We start from the raw sequence: 18,161 nt of genomic DNA on the forward strand, positions 1-18,161 counted from the left end.
TTTTATAAAGGTAATGGTATGACGATGAAAAGATTTATTTTATTATTGATAATGTTTATCAATATCCAACCAAGTTATGCAGGAATAAAGTTAGGAGGAACAAGAGTTATAATTCCTTCTAGTGTAAATGCCGCGCAAATGAATATATATAACACATCTGATTATCGTCCTTACCTTATACAGTCATGGGTTGAAGATAAGAACAACAAAAAAACACAGTCTTTTATCATTACACCTCCTCTTTTTAAGTTAACCGGAAAAAAAACTAATGCCATAAAAATTATAGCCAGAGATAAGTTTCCAGAAAACAAAGAATCTTTGTTCTGGCTAAATGTTAAGTCAATACCATCTTCTAAAAAAGGAGTTAATGATTTATTATTAGTTATTAATACGAAAATAAAATTAATATACAGACCGACTTCTCTTTCTATGAGCATCAAAGATGCAGTAGAACACATTTCAATTACAAAAAAAAATAATACACTACATATTAACAATCAATCTCCATATTATTTTTCTTTTTACCGTATTAATGTAGGTAGTTATAAATTAGAAAAGTCCACTATGATTGCTCCTTTTGATAAAAAAACAATAGCCCTTCCTAAGGGAGTATCAGGAGAAATCTCATGGTCTTATATTAATGATTTTGGGGGTGTTTCTATTGGTAAAAAAGTAGATTAAAATGAATTTTAATAAGGTAAAATTCAGTTTAATAACTTTTCTATTTCTAACTCATATAAAAACCTTGTATGCGGAGGATTATTTTTACCCTGGAGCATTAGACATTTCAAATTCAGTAGACACTACCTTTTTTGTCAAAAATCAATACATTCCAGGGTTTTACGATCTTAATGTGTATCTAAACGGAAAATTTCAACAAAAAAATAAAATAAAATTTATTGACAAAAATGGGGAGTTAAAACCGGAAATTTCAAAGTCATATCTATTAAATCAGGGTGTTAAGGAAAATAAAAAATTAAGCTTAATTTCAAGCGATGATGTTATTAACGACTTGAATGAATATTATAAACAAGCAAGCTTTTCATATGATATTAATAAAGGAAGGTTTGACATTACTATTCCACAGGTAAATTTAAACCGTCGACTAGATGATAAACGAGACCCTAAGTCTTGGGATAACGGTATCAATGCATTTCGATTAAATTATACACTTAATGGTAGTCACACTTTTACTCATCATGATAATTCTGAAAACTATTTTTTAAAGCTTGAACCCGGTATTAATTATGCTGGTTGGCGACTAAGGAGTAACTTTAGCTATGCAGAAGTTGATGAGTCAGTTAAAAAGAACATTTTCGGGACGCACGCAAGCCATGAAATAAGAAAATATCACTCACAATTTAGCATTGGAGAAGTGTACACTAAAGATGATTTGTTTGAAAATAATGCGCTTTTAGGTGTTCAATTGTTTTCTGATGAAGAAATGAAACCTGATTACCTAAGACAAAATACGCCATTAATTCAGGGAGTTGCCTACAGTAACGCTGTTGTTATTATTAAACAAAACGGTAATATTATTTATCAAATGAATGTTCCTCCTGGAGCATTTGAAATTAATGATTTAATTGTAAATAATCAAGCAGGGAATTTAGAAGTTACGGTAAAAGAGAGTTCAGGCAAAGATCATCAGTTTACTGTTCCTTTTAGTTCTACAGTATCAATGCAGCACGAAGGTCAGTGGAAATTTAGTTTATCAGCTGGTAAATACCAATCTCAAGATAATTATCATGATGAACCTGTTTTTTTTCAAGGTAGTTTTGCTTACGGTTTAAGTCGCCATCTAACCCTATTGGCAGGCACAGTTTATGCTGATAAGTACAACGCCTTAGCTTCGGGTGTGAACGTTGGGTTAAATAATTTTGGTGCTTTTTCTTTGGGCGTATCAAGGTCCTCTTATGATTCAGAAAATATCACACACAACAAGAATATTAATAACTTAACAGGTTACAGTTATAAAGTTGGTTACCAGAAAACATTATATGAATTTGGGACGACATTTGCTCTAGGACAGTATCAATATAATGGTCAAGATTATTATGATTTTGAAGAATCAAATCGTAATGATGATTATACTTCAAGTGGTTTTAATAATAAAAAAAAATCTCGTTATGAATTAAGCTTAAATCAAAACTTAGGTGGTTATGGTTCCATTAATGCAGCTATCTATAGGCAAGACTATCGAGATAACAGTTTCAAAGATATCAATTATAACATTAACTATACTGTTAATGTATTTGGTGCAAATATATCTTTAAATTATAATAAAACCGAATCTCAGATATCGAGTAATGCTTATAATATTGGTATGAACGTCCAATATCGCCTTGGTAGTAATGATAATCCTATATATACATCTTATAATATTAACAATGATAATGAAGGTAATACATCACAAGAAGTGACGCTAAGTGGTTCATCTGATGATAATACTCTTAATTATTATGTTACAAATGGCTATCGTAATGATTTTTCTCATTCTTATCATAGATTGGGTGCTAATTATATAACAGAACATGGTCGTTATGCATTGAATTATTCGCATGAAGATTCATCAGATACGATAGGCTATGATATGAATGGAGGTATCATTATTAATAATAATCAAGTGACTTTTAGTCAATATCTTGCCGAAACCATTGGTATTGTTAAATTAGATAATGGTCATGGTACTAAGATCAAAAACCAAACAGGTGTCAAAGTTGATAATAATGGCTATGCTGTGATCAGTAATATTAGGCCTTATAATTATATGAATATAGATATTGATACTTTAACCTTACCCAATAATCTTGAAGTTATGGAAAATCGTTCTCGTGTTATGCCAACACGTGGCGCCATTGTTCAAAAGAAATTTGATGGTAATTGGGGCTATAAAGCGATTATTCATATTACTTATGTCAATCAAAAACTGCCTTTCGGTAGTGTTGTTAGGTTGGTGAATACTAAAAGAAACCGATCTCAAGGGATTATAGATGAATTTGGTGATGTATATTTAACAGGATTACCCAAAAAAGGCACCTTAAAAGTAAGTTGGGGAGGGGATAGAAAAGACACTTGCTATGTCGATTTTAATATCTATAACGATGACCTTAATGTTTTATCTGAAAATTGCCATAAGTAGAGGATATAAAATGTTCAACCATGCACATTTATTGAAAATAAAAACATACACATTCGGATGTTTAGGAATGTTTTTTATTTCTTCATCAGCTTATGCAAATTGTGCATATTTTCCACCTGCGGGCCAAATATTTAATAGAAATTTTGGTGACATCAGTGATAATTACTACACAGCTAAAGTTGGGGATGTAATAGCAAGCTATACAGAGAGTTCTTTGACTCGTATGAGGTGTCCCGCCGGTACAGTTATCGAGGCGAGAATAGATGTCGGATCTCGTGAATATGGAAATATTTATCGAGTTCCCAATACTAATGTAGGATTTATGATCACAGATCATGTTGGTGCAGGCGATAATATCTTTCCTGGTGATATGATTTATCCATTTACGCTAACCTTGTCAGAGCCTTACACTGAAAGCACAGCACCAAGAGAGGTTAAGTTATATAAGCTCTCCAAACAGTTTGATGATGCAGTTAACTATCCTAGAACCACGATGTCAGGCGTAGGGGCTGCTGGGTATTGGAATCGAACTATGATTGCATTTTCAATCAAAGTACCGACATGCACGATGGAAGATCAGGTAGTAAATATGGGAGAGCGCAGCTCTGTTGATATTCAAAAAGGTACTGTTGAGGCAGCTAGCTTTACAATTCGTGGTCAATGCATTAAAAAAACGAATATAGCTTTAACTTACACTCCTTTAACGGATATATTTAATGCCGAGCAAGGGATATTTTCTTTATTTACAACAGGCGATTATGCCAAAGGTGTTGGTATCAAGTTAATGGATGCTAATAGCAATCCTATTCTTTTTAATCAACCTATAAGCATTTCTCAGTCTGGAGACAACAGTTTTAGTGTTAACCTAAAGGCAAAATATGTACCAACAACGGGTAAAATAACAGCAGGAGAAGCAAACAGCGCAGTGAGTGTTAATATTACTTATCCATAGGGACTGTTGCAAATAGTCTGAGTTGATAAATAAACCCCAAGCTCTACAATTGACTCATAACATGCGTAGGTTACATTATGATAAACGATTATTTAGTGCTGAATTCGGGGTTAAGCTCTAAAAGCATCAGTATTTGTTAACCACTCATATCGGTTCTGTCGCAAACTCAGATTGTGGGTTCTAAATTAAAGAGGCACTTTTCCTCAGATATAATTATGCAGCTAAAGAATAAAACTGCTCCCATGACGTCATTTCTTCTGAGTTAATCATCTGTCCTTGCTTAATCATGGAGCAGATTTCAACACCTGCCAAGGTTGATTCTGCACCAATCCAAGACTTCCATCCTAAACATTGATGCATTTTACCTTTCACTTTTCGATGACTTTGTTCAACAATATTGTTGAGGTATTTAACTGCCAATACTTCGATCATACGCAACATGTATCCACCTAACCAAAGGCTAATATTGATGGTATCTAACGCTGCTGCATTCGCGCCACTTTTATCGATAACAACTTTACTTGTCAATCCAATACTGCCTATCGCTTTATCAAAGAAGGCCCGTGCATCCTGTTCATTACGCGTTTCACTCAAATAGAAATCAATAATAGCGCCATACTTATCGACGGCTCTATAGTAGTAGACCCACTTACCTTTGACCTTAATGTAGGTCTCATCCATGCGCCATGAATCAGCTACTTTACGTGCATATTTCGGAGCATTCCGATCAGTCATTTCGGGATTATCCGATCACCCATTTCGGTTTAAATCGATCACTGATTCCGCGATTATCCGATCACTTTTAGCCTAACTCCGAAATCGGTGATCGGAATAGCGAAAACCGCGATCGTAATGGCCGAAATCTTTCCTTTTTCTCTTTTAAATCAATAGCTCGCTATTCTTTACTTCTTAAACAAGAAAGAAAGGAAGTGTAGTGGTACGGTGATTTTGGCCACCTAATTAGAGGTGATATCATCACCTCATATATCAATAGGTGCCAATTATGACAAAACGAACAAGACCAACATTTAGCCCTGAATTTCGACTTGAATCTGCATTGTTAGTAACCGAACAAGGTTACACCGTTCAAGAAGCCGCTAGCGCCATGGGCGTTGGCAAATCGACAATGGATAAATGGGTACGCCAATTACGTCAAGAGCACAATGGGATAAAGCCTAAAGCAACGCCAATAACACCTGAGCAACTTAAAATTCGAGAATTAGAGAAAAAAGTTGCTCGTCTGGAAGAACATAATGAAATTTTAAAAAAGGCTACAGCTCTGGTGATGTCCGACTCACTGAACAATTTTCGATAATCGAAAAACTCAAGCAGAGCTATAGCGTTACTACATTATGCAAAGTGTTCAGTGTAAATCGAAGCAGTTATAAGTACTGGAAAGCACGCTCAAAAATGCCGAATGTTGAATTGATTAAGCTTAAAAGCTTAATCAAAGAAGTTCATATTGCGAGTAATGGTTCAGCAGGAGCGAGAAGCATAGCGGATATGCTAATAGCTAAAAATGTACCTATGAGTCGTTATCGTGCTTCTAAGTTAATGAAATCACTTGGCTTAGTTAGTTGCCAAATGTCCAAGCATAAATACAAACGAGCGCCACAAGAGCATATTGAAATACCTAATCATCTTGATCGACAATTTGCAGTAACTGAACCAAATCGAGTTTGGGTAGGAGATGTGACTTACATTTGGGCTGGAAATCGTTGGATGTATTTAGCTGTTGTCATTGATTTATTCGCACGTAAACCAATTGGCTGGGCAATGTCGTTATCACCAGATAGCAAATTAACAGGAAAAGCACTAACAATGGCTTTTGAGTCTCGTGGGAAACCGAAAGGCGTTATGTTCCACAGCGATAGTAATAATGTGTTGGCTAGATTTCATCATACACTAACTAAGAAAGTTGGTTCATGCTTGAAAGATGGTACCAATAATGTTCTGAGCTTTCTGACCCACACAGCGATCGACCTTATGTGTCCTTCCTTGGATCTGTCGATTGCTTAGTTTCATTATTTGGTGAGGGTTGCCTCGCCAATATTTGTGACTCAAGAAGGGCCTGACGCCTGTCCCATTACTGTCTTGTCCAAGTATTTGGTTTTGTGACTCTTGTCCATGATCATATAGTGAAGGAGTCAATAATGAATACCAGTACAATCTCATCTTATGTCATTGGTGGAGTGGATACTCATAAAGATATCCACGTTGCTGCCATCGTCAATGATTCTAATCAAGTATTATCAAGTGAATACTTCCCAGCAACCCGCCATGGATATAAGGAAATGCTAAAGTGGATGTCTTCATTTGGTAAAATATCACGTGTGGGTATTGAGTGTTCAGGGACGTATGGTTTGGGCTTGCTTCGTTATATGCAAAGCAGTGGCATTGAAGTATTGGAAGTAACAGCACCAGATAAGGTTGATCGAAGAAAACGAGGCAAGGATGACACAATAGACGCAGAAAATGCTGCTCATGCCGCGTATAGTAAATTACGCACGGTGACGCCAAAGACGCGAGATGGGATGGTTGAGTCGCTAAGAATACTTAAAGGTTGCCGTAAAACAGCAATGGCAGCTCGAACTGTTGCCCTTCAGATGATTAGAACGAGCATTGTATCTTCCCCCGACGAAATAAGAGATACATTAAGACATATGACTCGTATGACTTTGATTCGCACACTAGCATCAAGCAGACCTGATTTAACAGCTTACAAAAATATTTCTAGCGCATATAGGATCGTATTTAAATCCTTAGCTCGTAGATATCTTGAACTTCATGACGAGATTGCGGATTTAGATAAAATGATTTCTTCTATCGTTGACATGCTTGCTCCTGAATTAATCGAACAAAAAGCCGTTGGATACGAATCCGCCGCACAATTATTGATAACGTTGGGTGATAACCCTGAACGTTTAAACTCTGAATCTAGTTTTGCTGCGTTATGTGGAGTTAGCCCTATACCTGCATCCTCAGGAAAAACCAATAGACACAGGCTTAATCGAGGTGGTGATAGAGCTGCAAATAGTGCACTCCATATTATTGCGATTGGTAGACTTAGAACTGAGCAGCGTTCAAAGGATTACATCAAAAAACGAACGGCTGATGGATTATCAAAAATGGAAGCTATACGCTGCTTAAAAAGATACATAGCACGTGAAATTTATTACCTTTTGAAAAATAGAAACGCCTTAATCAACAGTATACAAATAACGACTTGACTCTTAGAAGGGCATCCAAGGAAGCCATTATACGAGTCGCTATTATCGTCAATTACTATGGCGTTACCAACTAAAACAAAGTTTGTCACGTCGTGGTAATTGCTGGGATAACGCTCCGATGGAGCGTTTCTTTCGAAGCTTTAAAACAGAATGGATGCCCATTACGGGCTATCGTAGCTTTTCGGAAGCTAGGTTAGACATCATTAAATATATAACAGGTTATTACAGCCGACTCAGACCGCATCAATATAATGGAGGGTTAACACCTAATAGATCGGAACAATTATATTGGGAAAACTCTAAAACTGTGGCCAATTTTCATTGACCACTACAGTATATATAGCCAAACAAAACATGCAGCTCGATGGTTCTATGCAATCAAAAATAACCGCTACAGTTCTGGGGCTTGCTGCAGAAATCGAGCGAGAGTTTATCTCGATGCGAACCAAAGAGGCGTTAGCTGCCAGAAAACAAAACGGTATGATACTCGGTAGACCTAAAGGCCAGGCCATTAAATTAAAGCTTGATAATAAACGTGACCAAATTGAAAAATACCTCAATATGGGATTAGGATTGCGCCCGACAGCAAAACTTATCGACGAAGCACCTAGCACTTTGCGCGACTATATGAAAAGACGCGATCTCAAACTCAATCCATAGTGTCCATAAAGGTGTACTTTTGATGCACTTAAAATTTCCCCACGCATGACTGTTCAAAAAGTCCTAATATGATATTGTAAACATGTACATAATTTTATTTAGAACTTATTGAGCACTTTTTATGTTGATCGGCTATGCACGAGTCAGTTCCAAAGAACAATCCTTAAAAATTCAAATTGAACAGCTCAAGCAACTGGGTTGCGATAAAGTTTTTCAAGAAAGCGCCAGTGGTAAAGATTCAGAACGTGAACAACTTAATGCCATGCTCGATTTTGCACGTGAGGGTGACACCATCCATGTGATGAAAGTGGATAGGTTAGCGCGTAATACTATCGATGCGCTGCAAATTGCTGACCAATTATCCCAAAAAGGTGCTGGCTTAATTTTTCATGATCTCGGCAATGTCGATATTAACAGCGATGTAGGGCGAGTGATCTACACCACCATATCCGCTTTTGCTGAAATGGAAAGAAAGCGCATCTTACAGCGTTGTAATGAGGGCAGGGAGCGCGCTAAAGCAGAAGGGCGACATCTGGGCCGTTTTCCTAATGAAGCTTTACATCAGCGCATACAAGAGCTTGCAGAGCGAGGTATGAACAAGCACGCGATCAGTAAAGAACTGGGATGCAGTCGGACGACGGTTTATCGAGTATTGGAGCGAAGCAATGCTAGATATTAATGAACAACTTTTATTGAAACGAGCTGGATGTTTAAATAAAATCGATCCTTATCATAGTTACCATAAATCGTATCAATATTTTGTTTCTTTCTTTGCTAATAAACAAGAGTTAACAGAATCAGATTTAATTATTGGTGCCAATTTTACCTATGGTTGGATGCCAACAATTCTAAATTTTAAAAGTGCTGATTTTGATCAGGCCGTTTTGATATTAAATCGAGCTAAAAGCCCAATAATGATCAGTGATATTGAAATAATACTATTAAAAAAATTAATCAATAACTCTCTTGTTGGTGTATCAAAACTGCTGCATTTTGTAAACCCAGAACTATATGCTATTTGGGATAGTAGAGTTTGTTATTTTTTAACTGGGAAATCATACAAGCAAAAAGTTGAAAATATTGATTTATTCAAGGAATACTTAAACCTCTGTCATAGAGTCAGCCATCACAAAAATTTTGAATCTATTCATAGGCAATTTATTTGTAAAGTAGGCTATGAAGTTTCACCAATGAGAACACTAGAACAAATAATGTTTATAGAACATGCTCATCCATTAAATGATGAAAATTAACATCTGATCGTTCATGCTTCGCATCAACTAAAACTGCGCACCTTGTTCACAAAAGGCGTAAACAAAGTGCGTTAACCATCCTCGCTTTCATTTCGTTCTTGCTTGCGGATACTAATAACAATAATGCCATGTTGCTCAACACTCCAAGCCTAACGGGCCACTTCCTACCCGTTTTCACGTAAAAACGCATCATGGACAAAAACGTGTTCCGCTGCGCGCAACTGCCCATCATGCAAACGTCAAAAAGGGCAGGGCGGCACCGTCAGTCTCTCCGTAGCAACCTGCCTTAAAAGCTTTATTTTCTTCCCCCATCCCCCAAGCATGGGGGTATGTGCTCAAGTTCAACATAATGTGGAATAATGCGAAATCACACATGCCTTATCGCCAGCAAGCTGTCGGGCATTGAGTGGCTTCAAGCATTATTTGACATTATGTTAAATTTTCACCACCGCACTAAACAACGTGCTACAAGGAAGCCAGCTTCGCCGGCACTGTTTTTATCTGCCTTGCCCAAAAAGACAGGCAAAGCAGGGCAGTTGGCAGTCGCATCAAGCACAAAAAACGTGCTTAATACGGCAAGGTTCATCATGATCTTTTTGCTCAACTTTCGCGGTATTCTTTCTTTTGCCCGTTCCGGCCAATCCATAAAAGGCGCAAGCTGTTTTACGGAAGTGCCACCACATCCCCCGCCCACCCTGAGCTGCGCCCCCGTTCTTTGTTAAGGGAGCAGGTTAGTTGTGGTGCGTTATTCTGTTTCTTTTCGTTTATCTGGTGTGATTTATCAGGCGCAGCGGTGTGCGTGTCGTGGTAGCTCGATAATTTAACCTCTTGCCTTTTCTATCAATAGCCCTAAAATGATACTGTGTTTATATACAGTATTTTAAGGGTTTTATGAAAGTCATTCCTATTTCCGCCGGTGCCGGTATCACGGGCTTTGAGTCGCCAGCAGCCGAATATTCTCAATTGAGTTTATCGCTTGATGATTTGTTAGTTGAGCACCCAAGTTCAACCTTTCTGTGCAAAGCTTGTGGTGACTCGATGCAAAATGTCGGCATCTTTAGTCAGGATATTTTGATCGTGGATCGCCATGAAGTGGCCAAGAATCTAGATGTGGTCGTGGCCAATTTCAATGGTGAATTTGTGTGCAAAATCATTGATATGAAAAATCGACTATTGCTGTCTGCAAATGAAAAAATTCAACCGGTGGCGGTGTTCGATTACGATCAATTTTCGATTGAAGGCGTGGTCGTGCGCTCGATCCGCTGTCATCGTCCAAGTTATTTACTCGCGAGCTAACACCATGTTTGCGCTGGTCGATGCCAATGCCTTTTATTGCAGCGCCGAGCAGGTGTTTCGTCCTGATCTGCGTGGCAAGCCTTTGGTGGTGCTATCTAATAATGATGGCTGCATTGTGGCGGCCAATCGACAAGCCAAAGAACTTGGCATTCCTAAATTTGCCCCTTTTTTTAAAGTGCGCGAGTTATGTGAAAAGCAAGGGGTGATCGCCTTATCGTCTAATTATGAACTGTATGCGGATCTCTCGGCCAAAATGATGGCGGTGATCGGACGCTTTGCTCCTGTTCAGCATATTTACTCGATTGATGAATCATTCTTATCTTTGAGACACTGTCACCAAGCCATTCCTTGTTTGCGAACTCATGGCGCACTGATCCGTCGCGCGGTGTGGAAAGAGTGTCGTTTGCCGGTGTGCGTTGGGATGGGAGAAACCCTTACGTTGGCCAAGCTTGCCAACCATGCCGCCAAGAAAATCGAAGGCTATCAAGGGGTGTGCATTCTCAATAATGAGACAGCGCGACAACAGGTATTAAAATCGGTCGATGTGAGTGAGGTGTGGGGGATTGGGCGACGATTGAGTGCCAAATTAAAAGTGATGAAAGTACATACAGCGTGGGATTTATCTCGCCTTGAACCGGCTGTCGCGCAACGCCAATTTAACGTTGAAGTTGAGCGGACCGTGCGTGAGTTAAACGGTCAGGTGTGCAAGAGTTGGGATCAAATCCGAGCCGATAAAAAACAGATATTCTCAACTCGTAGTGTCGGTGAGCGGATCGTCGATTTGCATTCATTACAACAAGCACTTAGCAAGCATACCGCCATTGCGGCCTATAAAGCACGGCAGCAACACAGTTTATGCAAAGTGTTGATGTGTTTTGCAGCCAGCTCTCCTTATGATGCCAAGCCGGTATCACATAAAATGGTGCATTCCTTTGCGTATCCCACCTCTGATACCACCGTGCTCACTCATACGGTCATGGCAATGGCGAAAGCAATGTTTCAGCAAGGTGAGCGTTATTACAAAATTGGGGTTGGGTTGTTAGATTTAATGGAAGGCAAGCACGCTCAGATTGATTTTTTGAATCCAAAGCCCGACGATCCTCGCTTAATGGCGGTGTTTGATGGATTAAATCAACGTTATGGAACCGACAGCGTCTTTTTGGCAGCGCAAGGGATTGAGCATAAATGGGCAATGAGGCGAGAAATGTTGTCGCCTCAATATACGACCAAATGGGGGGATCTGCCGGTAGTGAGGTGTTAGGGTACTGTAACTAACACCACTTTAGTTCCAACTAACACCACTTTAATTCCAACTAACGCCACTTTACTTCCAACTAACACCACTTTAATTCGCAACTAACACCACTTTACTTCCAACTAACACCACTTTACTTCCAACTAACACCACTTTAGTTCGCAACTAACGCCACTTTAGTTCCAACTAACGCCACTTTAGTTCGCAACTAACGCCACTTTAGTTCGCAACTAACGCCACTTTAGTTCCAACTAACACCACTTTAATTCCAACTAACACCACTTTACTTCCAACTAACGCCACTTTAGTTCCAACTAACACCACTTTAGTTCGAAGTTAACTATGAATCAGGATAAACAAACACTTCAAGTAGGGTTTCATTTTAAGTCAATATTTTCTAATTTTTTAATAATGCTTTCACACCATAGAATGAATTAGGTGCAAAAATAGTGATACAACTTATAAAAATCCCTATTCCTATAACAAAATAGATAGCTATCATTAAGTTAGTCCTTATTTGGTTCTGTCGCAAACTCAGATTGTGGGTTCTAAATTAAAGAGGCACTTTTCCTCAGATATAATTATGCAGCTAAAGAATAAAACTGCTCCCATGACGTCATTTCTTCTGAGTTAATCATCTGTCCTTGCTTAATCATGGAGCAGATTTCAACACCTGCCAAGGTTGATTCTGCACCAATCCAAGACTTCCATCCTAAACATTGATGCATTTTACCTTTCACTTTTCGATGACTTTGTTCAACAATATTGTTGAGGTATTTAACTGCCAATACTTCGATCATACGCAACATGTATCCACCTAACCAAAGGCTAATATTGATGGTATCTAACGCTGCTGCATTCGCGCCACTTTTATCGATAACAACTTTACTTGTCAATCCACTACTGCCTATCGCTTTATCAAAGAAGGCCCGTGCATCCTGTTCATTACGCGTTTCACTCAAATAGAAATCAATAATAGCGCCATACTTATCGACGGCTCTATAGTAGTAGACCCACTTACCTTTGACCTTAATATAGGTCTCATCCATGCGCCATGAATCAGCTACTTTACGTTTTCTTTTTCTGAAATTGACTTCAAGTAATGGCGCATATTTTATCACCCAACGATTTAATGTTGAGTGGTCAAAGCGGATATTTCGCTCAGCAAAAATCTATTCTATTTCCCGGTAACTTAATTTGTACGCTAAGTAATAACGAAGTGCTTGCATGATGATCTCTTGCAGGAAATGGCATCCTGAAAAGTTAAGTTTCATGTTAATAATACTCCGTTATTGTGACGTTGCATTATCAATATATCGCTTAACTTCGTCAACTTTGCGACAGAACCAGTTTTCGTGGTATTTGAAGTGAAACGTGATCGCGAGCCAAAAGAAAGGCCGCTAGATTCACAGTATTAGCGTTGACACCTTAGCACGTCACAATGATGCGATTTGCTACAATAGAAGCTATGCGCTACAATAATAAAAATCAACTTTAAATAGGATACTTAAAATGGCTACAGCAAGCATTAGATTAGATCAAGACCTTGTACAAAAAGCTACCATTATGGCTAAAGCATTTAGCCGTACCGCACCAAAACAAATTGAACACTGGGCTAAAATTGGTGAAATGATGGAAGATAACCCAGAATTACCATATGAGTTTGTAAAACAAGCAATTATTGCCAAAGCTGAAAAAGAAGCAGGAAAGTTGGAGAACTATAATTTTGGCTAAGATAACTCAAATTTTACAGACACCTACATTTAAGAAAGCAGTAAAAAAGCTACATAAAAATCAGAAGCTTGATCTTGATAATGCAGTTAAAGAACTAATGAAAGAGCCATTATTAGGAGAGCAAAAGAAAGGTGACTTGTCATTTTTACGTGTTTATAGATTCAAAATGGTTAAGCAATTAACGTTACTTGGTTACAGTTATGAAGATGGCACCGTCACCCTTGAGCTAATGGCATTAGGATCTCATGAAAACTTTTACCGTGATGTTAAAAATATCTTCTGAGTCATAGCGAGAATATAGAATTACTCCAAGCTTCGCATAATTATTCTTTTCAATATTCAGAATATGAAAACTACTCAAAATCGAGAATAATGGTTTTTATGCGTTGGGATTTTGTTCTATTTAGCGCATGACATTAGGCTATACCCTATGATCACATATAAAAATGGCAGTTTTTATATATTTGTCATAACCTATATGGCACACCAAGTTGGATCATAACTTAAATGTCACTTAGGGTGAATTATGTACATCTTTGGTTACCTTAGAGTATCAACAAGCGACCAAAATGCAAAACGGGCACAGAGTACCTTACAGAAGTTTGTACAGGATAAAGGTTTTCGTATAGCTGGATGGTATATTGAAAATGAGTCAGGTGCTTCTCTGCAAAGACCAGAACTTCTTCGTTTACTTGATGATGCTGCGAAAGGTGATGCAATCATCATTGAACAGATAGATAGGCTTTCTCGTCTGGATGAGAAAAGCTGGTTCACATTAAAAGAAATGCTGCACGAGAAAGAACTCAAAGTGATTAGTCTGGATTTACCAACCAGTCATATCGCATTCTCTCCCCAAATCACCGATGAATTTACCGGATCGATGATCAAAGCAATAAATAGCATGATGATGGATATGCTGGCTGCTATCGCAAGAAAAGATTACCAAGATCGCCGCCGCCGTCAGTGTGAAGGAATAAAGAAAGCCAAAGAAGAAGGTAAATACAAAGGACGTCAAGCAGACTCAGATCTACACGAAAAAATCTATCAGCTACGAGTTATCAACAAGCTGAGTATTAGTGATACCGCCAAACTCACCAATGTTTCGGATCGTACAGTAATACGGGTGGCGAAGAAGTTAGCAATTGAACGTTCATTGGGATAATGAATTTGTTCCTATGGCACAAAAAGGGCAAAGAATTGATACGCTTTTAAAATCCGAAGATGGTCAACATTATGCCGTTGTAGATGCTAAATATTATGGAGCTCAATCTCCAAACACAGCCCCAGGTTGGTCCGATTTAGTGAAACAATTTTTCTATGTAAATGCAGTGGAAGAAGTGGCAGGTTCCACCGTAAAAGTGACTAATCATTTTATTTTTCCAGGCAGCAAATCAAAGTTGAAAGCAGCCTATGTAGCCCACAGAAACAAATCTATTTCTAGTGAAAATGATTGCTTATCTAACTACCCACCCATTCACTGCCATTATCGGTTCTGTCGCAAAGTTTTAATAAGCGGCTATTGCACTAATCTCCAGGCGTAATTACGCTACGAGACCGTAAAACTGTTCCCAACTAGATAATCCATTTGGATTATCTAGTTGTTCATTTTTGATCATCGTCCACAATTCGATACCGGCTAGTGTATTGCTCGCCCCCTCATCACTTTTCCAGCCTAGGCATTGATGCATCTTTCCTTTCACCTTTCTGTGACTTTGCTCAACCATATTATTCAAATACTTCACTTGGAGTACTTCAATTAATTCGAGCATTCGGCCTGACAACCAAAGTTGAACATTAAGGTGGTGCAAGGCTAAGGCATTCGCACCACTCTTATCGATGACGACTTTTTTAGGTAAGCCGTGTTGTTCAAACGCCTTATTGAAAAAGGCACGAGCAGCCGTTTCATCTCGACGGGGAGACAATAAAAAGTCGATCACCTGACCACGATTATCAACGGCTCGATAATAGTAAAGCCATTGCCCTTTTACTTTAATCAATCAAACTTTGCGACAGAACTTAAATGCGTAACCTTGTTAACGATTAAAATCACGCGGCTTCACCCGCTCCCTTTATCGATTGTTCACTGTTTTCCACCAATATTGCAGTAGCCGTTTGTTTTAACTGCAACCATTCCTGATCGTCTACCGTTATGCCGTTATGCCAAGCATTGTGTTGCGCTTGAGACTGTTCGCTGGCATCGATATGAATGCTGTACCCGTCTGATAACGCCTCCACATCAAAATCTTGCACTGATAATTCGATAGTCATGCTGTGACAATCGAGCTGATCGGTGACTAATACATTGGATAAAAACAATTCTGGGGCAACGCACCCTCGGTTGATGATATACATGGTATGTTTTGAGCTGCTGCCATTGGTCCATTTGGCCGTACACGCGATCCCTTTTGCTGCTAGTTTAACTAGTTCGCTGTAGGCCAGCCAGCGGTTATGGCAGTGCGTTAGCTCTATTTTCATGGTTTTCGAGCCAATCATTTTCTCAATCGCGTAGTCTATGATGACGGGAAGGTGGCACGCCAAGCTGCAGCGATGTAAGTCTGCAGTGATGAGCCCTTGTGCGGTCTGCGTGATATCCGCGGGGCAATCTTGGTCATGATCGATATAGGTGCTCGCATTATTGAAGTGGCGGACACCATGTAATCCCACCATCTGTAAGTCTGCGACCATGTTAGCGATGACGTCAGCCTCTCCACATGAGCGGCGCATACCGAGAAACGCCTTGTTGACGGCGGCGACAAGTTCATTGTGAGAGACGATCATAGCGTATTTCCTCCTTGTATCGGTCCGTTGTCTTGCAGCTGCTCATGGCTTGGCAGTAGCGGGAATATCCAGTCATCTTGATACGTTTGATTGTGAATTTCGTCGAGCAATGGCGCGCCTTGGAAAAAGGTCACGCGCACCCAGCGGTCTGAGCGAGGATCAAACTTAGTCGCACCAAATACGGCAAGCTTGCAGCGTAGCAGGTGCATGGGAAGCGCATCTCTATGTAAAACATTCATTTGAATATCACCCATCTGTTTATGGCCGAGTGTCCAAACGCGTCGCGCAATGGCCCTGTGCTGAGGGTGAAGCACCAGAAATTCAGCTAAGGACAAGTCTGGTTGATGGTCACATAAGGCGTGATAAAGTCGATTAACCTGACGGGCCACATCCAGTGGGAGCTCTTTCTCTTCCCCTTTTTCTACGCCTCGAACGCCTAACCTTGGCTCTTCTTTATCTTGCGAGCGATACCAAAACCAGTATTGATTTTCTGGCTGACTGAAATCAATGTTAATGGCCCATTGATAAGAGGTATTGAGTGTCGCTAATAGGTCCTGTACCTTTTTTCCACTTGGCAGAAATAACGTTTCATCGCTATTCATCCTATCTTGATAGGCATCGACAAGGTCAGGGTATATCTCCATCAAACATGACAGAACCACCTCTTCCGCCTCTAGTGCCATGACCGGTGCCTGTTTGATGAACTCTGACCATGTCGTTTGACGGTCATCGTGCGTAATGAGGTGACGAGTAAACTGTTGCAGGTTCTCAATGGCCTCACTATTGTATTGGCGCTGTGTTTCATTGATGGTGACCACTTGCTGTAGATGCAATGTCGCTTTGGCTATCAGCGCTTGTAACCGATCCGTCTTTCCTTTGTTGGTTAGGCTCTGCAAGACGTCTGCCAAAGCTTGCTCACGGGTGGTCATCCAACGGTCAACAATGGTCGGGTGGTTGATCAAATAGGGCGCCATCCCTAGGCCTGTTGCATTACCCACACCAAGGTAGCGTTGCAGCTCTTGATGTAAAGTAGCAGATTGGGGGCCACCGAGTTGGTTGGCGAGGTAATTGACCCAGTCCAAACTAAATTCACGAAGCAGGTACACCGCACACATTTGAGCACTGAACGACTGACTAAAATCTGCGTTTTGTTCAAGCAATTTAAAATCGGCAATACCAAATTTACCGTTGCCGTACACCGCGGTCGTTCTGAGAATATACCCCACTTCCGCTAACTCTTGCGGACAAGGTTGCTTACCTTGCGCCAAATGACTGACGATATGATCGAACATGCGAACACTTTTGTTAGCACGAGCTAGTACTAGAACGTTATTTGGATTTCGTCCTGCTTCTTGTAAAGGAACATTAGCGCGAAGCTGCTCGAGCAAGTTAACGTCAACGTCACCCGAAATAAGGGCAAAGGTGACATCCCAGCGCTCTGCAATGACACGATCATTGCGATCCTCATCGGCAATTTCATCGCAAAAAACGACCAAGTGATAGCAATAATTAGGGGTCGTCAGCTTATAGATGACGTGACCAAAGCCTTGAGGCGAAAGTTGCCAATCGTGTTTGGATACTTTCCATTGTTGCTGTGCCATTTTTCGAATCATAGTACGAACGAAACTGATTCGATTTTGGTGCATTGCACCCAATCTTTCTGGCGCCATGACGATGTTAGCAGAGCGAGCTGTGTGTAGGGTAGTCGTGTAAGTTGAAGGATGTGCATCCATTTTGCTCACCACCATTTTAATTATAGTATTGGTTGATGTTCGTGTTAGGGCGAGTGACCTCACCCTAACTATGTTTCAAGTGCATGTTTCGCGTCTCAAATGTATGCTCATTTGTTTGACGGTATGGC

At 39.7% G+C, this 18,161-nt stretch carries 15 protein-coding genes and 6 pseudogenes; 16 read left to right on the forward strand and 5 right to left on the reverse strand.

The window, feature by feature from the left end:
* Positions 1-18 precede the first annotated feature (18 nt).
* Genes GFB47_RS11775 through GFB47_RS11785 form a run of 3 tightly spaced genes read left to right on the forward strand, consistent with a single transcriptional unit; the run spans position 19 to position 4,094 of the window.
* Positions 19-681 (forward strand): fimbrial biogenesis chaperone, encoded by a 663-nt coding sequence (locus GFB47_RS11775; RefSeq protein WP_153448275.1) that lies wholly within the window; start codon positions 19-21, stop codon positions 679-681.
* A gap of 1 nt (position 682) precedes the next feature.
* Positions 683-3,142 (forward strand): fimbria/pilus outer membrane usher protein, encoded by a 2,460-nt coding sequence (locus GFB47_RS11780; protein ID WP_153448276.1) that lies wholly within the window; start codon positions 683-685, stop codon positions 3,140-3,142.
* Between the two features lie 10 nt (positions 3,143-3,152).
* Positions 3,153-4,094: a fimbrial protein gene (locus GFB47_RS11785; protein WP_178306497.1), complete on the forward strand. Its 942-nt coding sequence runs from the start codon at positions 3,153-3,155 to the stop codon at positions 4,092-4,094.
* A gap of 213 nt (positions 4,095-4,307) precedes the next feature.
* Here the strand turns inward: GFB47_RS11785 and GFB47_RS11790 are convergent.
* Positions 4,308-4,808: pseudogene (locus GFB47_RS11790) on the reverse strand (IS6 family transposase); the annotation flags it as partial.
* Between the two features lie 289 nt (positions 4,809-5,097).
* On the opposite strand from GFB47_RS11790, the pseudogene GFB47_RS11795 reads away from it, so the two are divergent.
* The 9 genes and pseudogenes from GFB47_RS11795 to GFB47_RS11835 all read left to right on the forward strand — a co-directional run.
* A pseudogene (locus GFB47_RS11795) lies at positions 5,098-5,975 on the forward strand (IS3 family transposase); the annotation flags it as partial.
* A gap of 272 nt (positions 5,976-6,247) precedes the next feature.
* The gene (locus GFB47_RS11800; protein WP_153446669.1) at positions 6,248-7,324 is read left to right on the forward strand and encodes an IS110 family RNA-guided transposase; all 1,077 of its coding nucleotides are present in this window, start codon (positions 6,248-6,250) and stop codon (positions 7,322-7,324) included.
* 16 nt (positions 7,325-7,340) lie between these two features.
* Positions 7,341-7,649 (forward strand): annotated as a pseudogene (locus GFB47_RS11805) (integrase core domain-containing protein); the annotation flags it as partial.
* 8 nt (positions 7,650-7,657) lie between these two features.
* Positions 7,658-7,984: pseudogene (locus GFB47_RS11810) on the forward strand (recombinase family protein); the annotation flags it as partial.
* A gap of 121 nt (positions 7,985-8,105) precedes the next feature.
* Positions 8,106-8,663 (forward strand): recombinase family protein, encoded by a 558-nt coding sequence (locus tag GFB47_RS11815; protein ID WP_153448278.1) that lies wholly within the window; start codon positions 8,106-8,108, stop codon positions 8,661-8,663.
* Complete coding sequence (locus GFB47_RS11820) at positions 8,650-9,237, forward strand: hypothetical protein (protein WP_153448279.1); 588 nt, start codon at positions 8,650-8,652, stop codon at positions 9,235-9,237. The genes GFB47_RS11815 and GFB47_RS11820 overlap by 14 nt, the downstream gene beginning before the upstream one ends.
* A 359-nt stretch (positions 9,238-9,596) precedes the next feature.
* Positions 9,597-9,959 (forward strand): hypothetical protein, encoded by a 363-nt coding sequence (locus tag GFB47_RS11825; protein ID WP_153448280.1) that lies wholly within the window; start codon positions 9,597-9,599, stop codon positions 9,957-9,959.
* 169 nt (positions 9,960-10,128) lie between these two features.
* Positions 10,129-10,533 (forward strand): LexA family protein, encoded by a 405-nt coding sequence (locus GFB47_RS11830; protein ID WP_153448281.1) that lies wholly within the window; start codon positions 10,129-10,131, stop codon positions 10,531-10,533.
* Positions 10,534-10,537: 4 nt separating this feature from the next.
* Positions 10,538-11,794: a Y-family DNA polymerase gene (locus GFB47_RS11835; RefSeq protein ID WP_153448282.1), complete on the forward strand. Its 1,257-nt coding sequence runs from the start codon at positions 10,538-10,540 to the stop codon at positions 11,792-11,794.
* Between the two features lie 575 nt (positions 11,795-12,369).
* On the opposite strand, the pseudogene GFB47_RS11840 reads toward GFB47_RS11835, so the two are convergent.
* A pseudogene (locus tag GFB47_RS11840) lies at positions 12,370-13,062 on the reverse strand (IS6 family transposase).
* Between the two features lie 238 nt (positions 13,063-13,300).
* On the opposite strand from GFB47_RS11840, the gene GFB47_RS11845 reads away from it, so the two are divergent.
* The 4 genes from GFB47_RS11845 to GFB47_RS11860 all read left to right on the forward strand — a co-directional run bounded on the left by GFB47_RS11845 (position 13,301) and on the right by GFB47_RS11860 (position 15,063).
* Positions 13,301-13,522 carry a TA system antitoxin ParD family protein gene (locus GFB47_RS11845; protein ID WP_153448283.1) on the forward strand — a complete coding sequence of 74 codons (222 nt, stop codon included), beginning with the start codon at positions 13,301-13,303 and terminating at the stop codon, positions 13,520-13,522.
* Entirely contained in the window at positions 13,515-13,805 is a 291-nt protein-coding gene (locus GFB47_RS11850; protein WP_153448284.1) for a type II toxin-antitoxin system RelE/ParE family toxin, read from the forward strand. The genes GFB47_RS11845 and GFB47_RS11850 overlap by 8 nt, the downstream gene beginning before the upstream one ends.
* A 243-nt stretch (positions 13,806-14,048) precedes the next feature.
* Positions 14,049-14,684: a recombinase family protein gene (locus GFB47_RS11855; protein WP_153448285.1), complete on the forward strand. Its 636-nt coding sequence runs from the start codon at positions 14,049-14,051 to the stop codon at positions 14,682-14,684.
* 13 nt (positions 14,685-14,697) lie between these two features.
* The gene (locus GFB47_RS11860; RefSeq protein WP_178306498.1) at positions 14,698-15,063 is read left to right on the forward strand and encodes an LlaJI family restriction endonuclease; all 366 of its coding nucleotides are present in this window, start codon (positions 14,698-14,700) and stop codon (positions 15,061-15,063) included.
* Here GFB47_RS11860 and GFB47_RS11865 read toward each other — a convergent pair.
* From GFB47_RS11865 to GFB47_RS11875, 3 genes and pseudogenes are all read right to left on the reverse strand, one after another.
* Positions 15,064-15,516 (reverse strand): annotated as a pseudogene (locus tag GFB47_RS11865) (IS6 family transposase); the annotation flags it as partial.
* A gap of 52 nt (positions 15,517-15,568) precedes the next feature.
* Complete coding sequence (locus tag GFB47_RS11870) at positions 15,569-16,300, reverse strand: DUF3726 domain-containing protein (RefSeq protein WP_153448287.1); 732 nt, start codon at positions 16,298-16,300, stop codon at positions 15,569-15,571.
* Entirely contained in the window at positions 16,297-18,033 is a 1,737-nt protein-coding gene (locus GFB47_RS11875; protein WP_225874337.1) for a hypothetical protein, read from the reverse strand. The genes GFB47_RS11870 and GFB47_RS11875 overlap by 4 nt, the downstream gene beginning before the upstream one ends.
* Between the last annotated feature and the right edge of the window lie 128 nt (positions 18,034-18,161).

The sequence above is a fragment of the Vibrio algicola genome, assembly GCF_009601765.2.
Lineage (GTDB): Bacteria > Pseudomonadota > Gammaproteobacteria > Enterobacterales > Vibrionaceae > Vibrio > Vibrio algicola.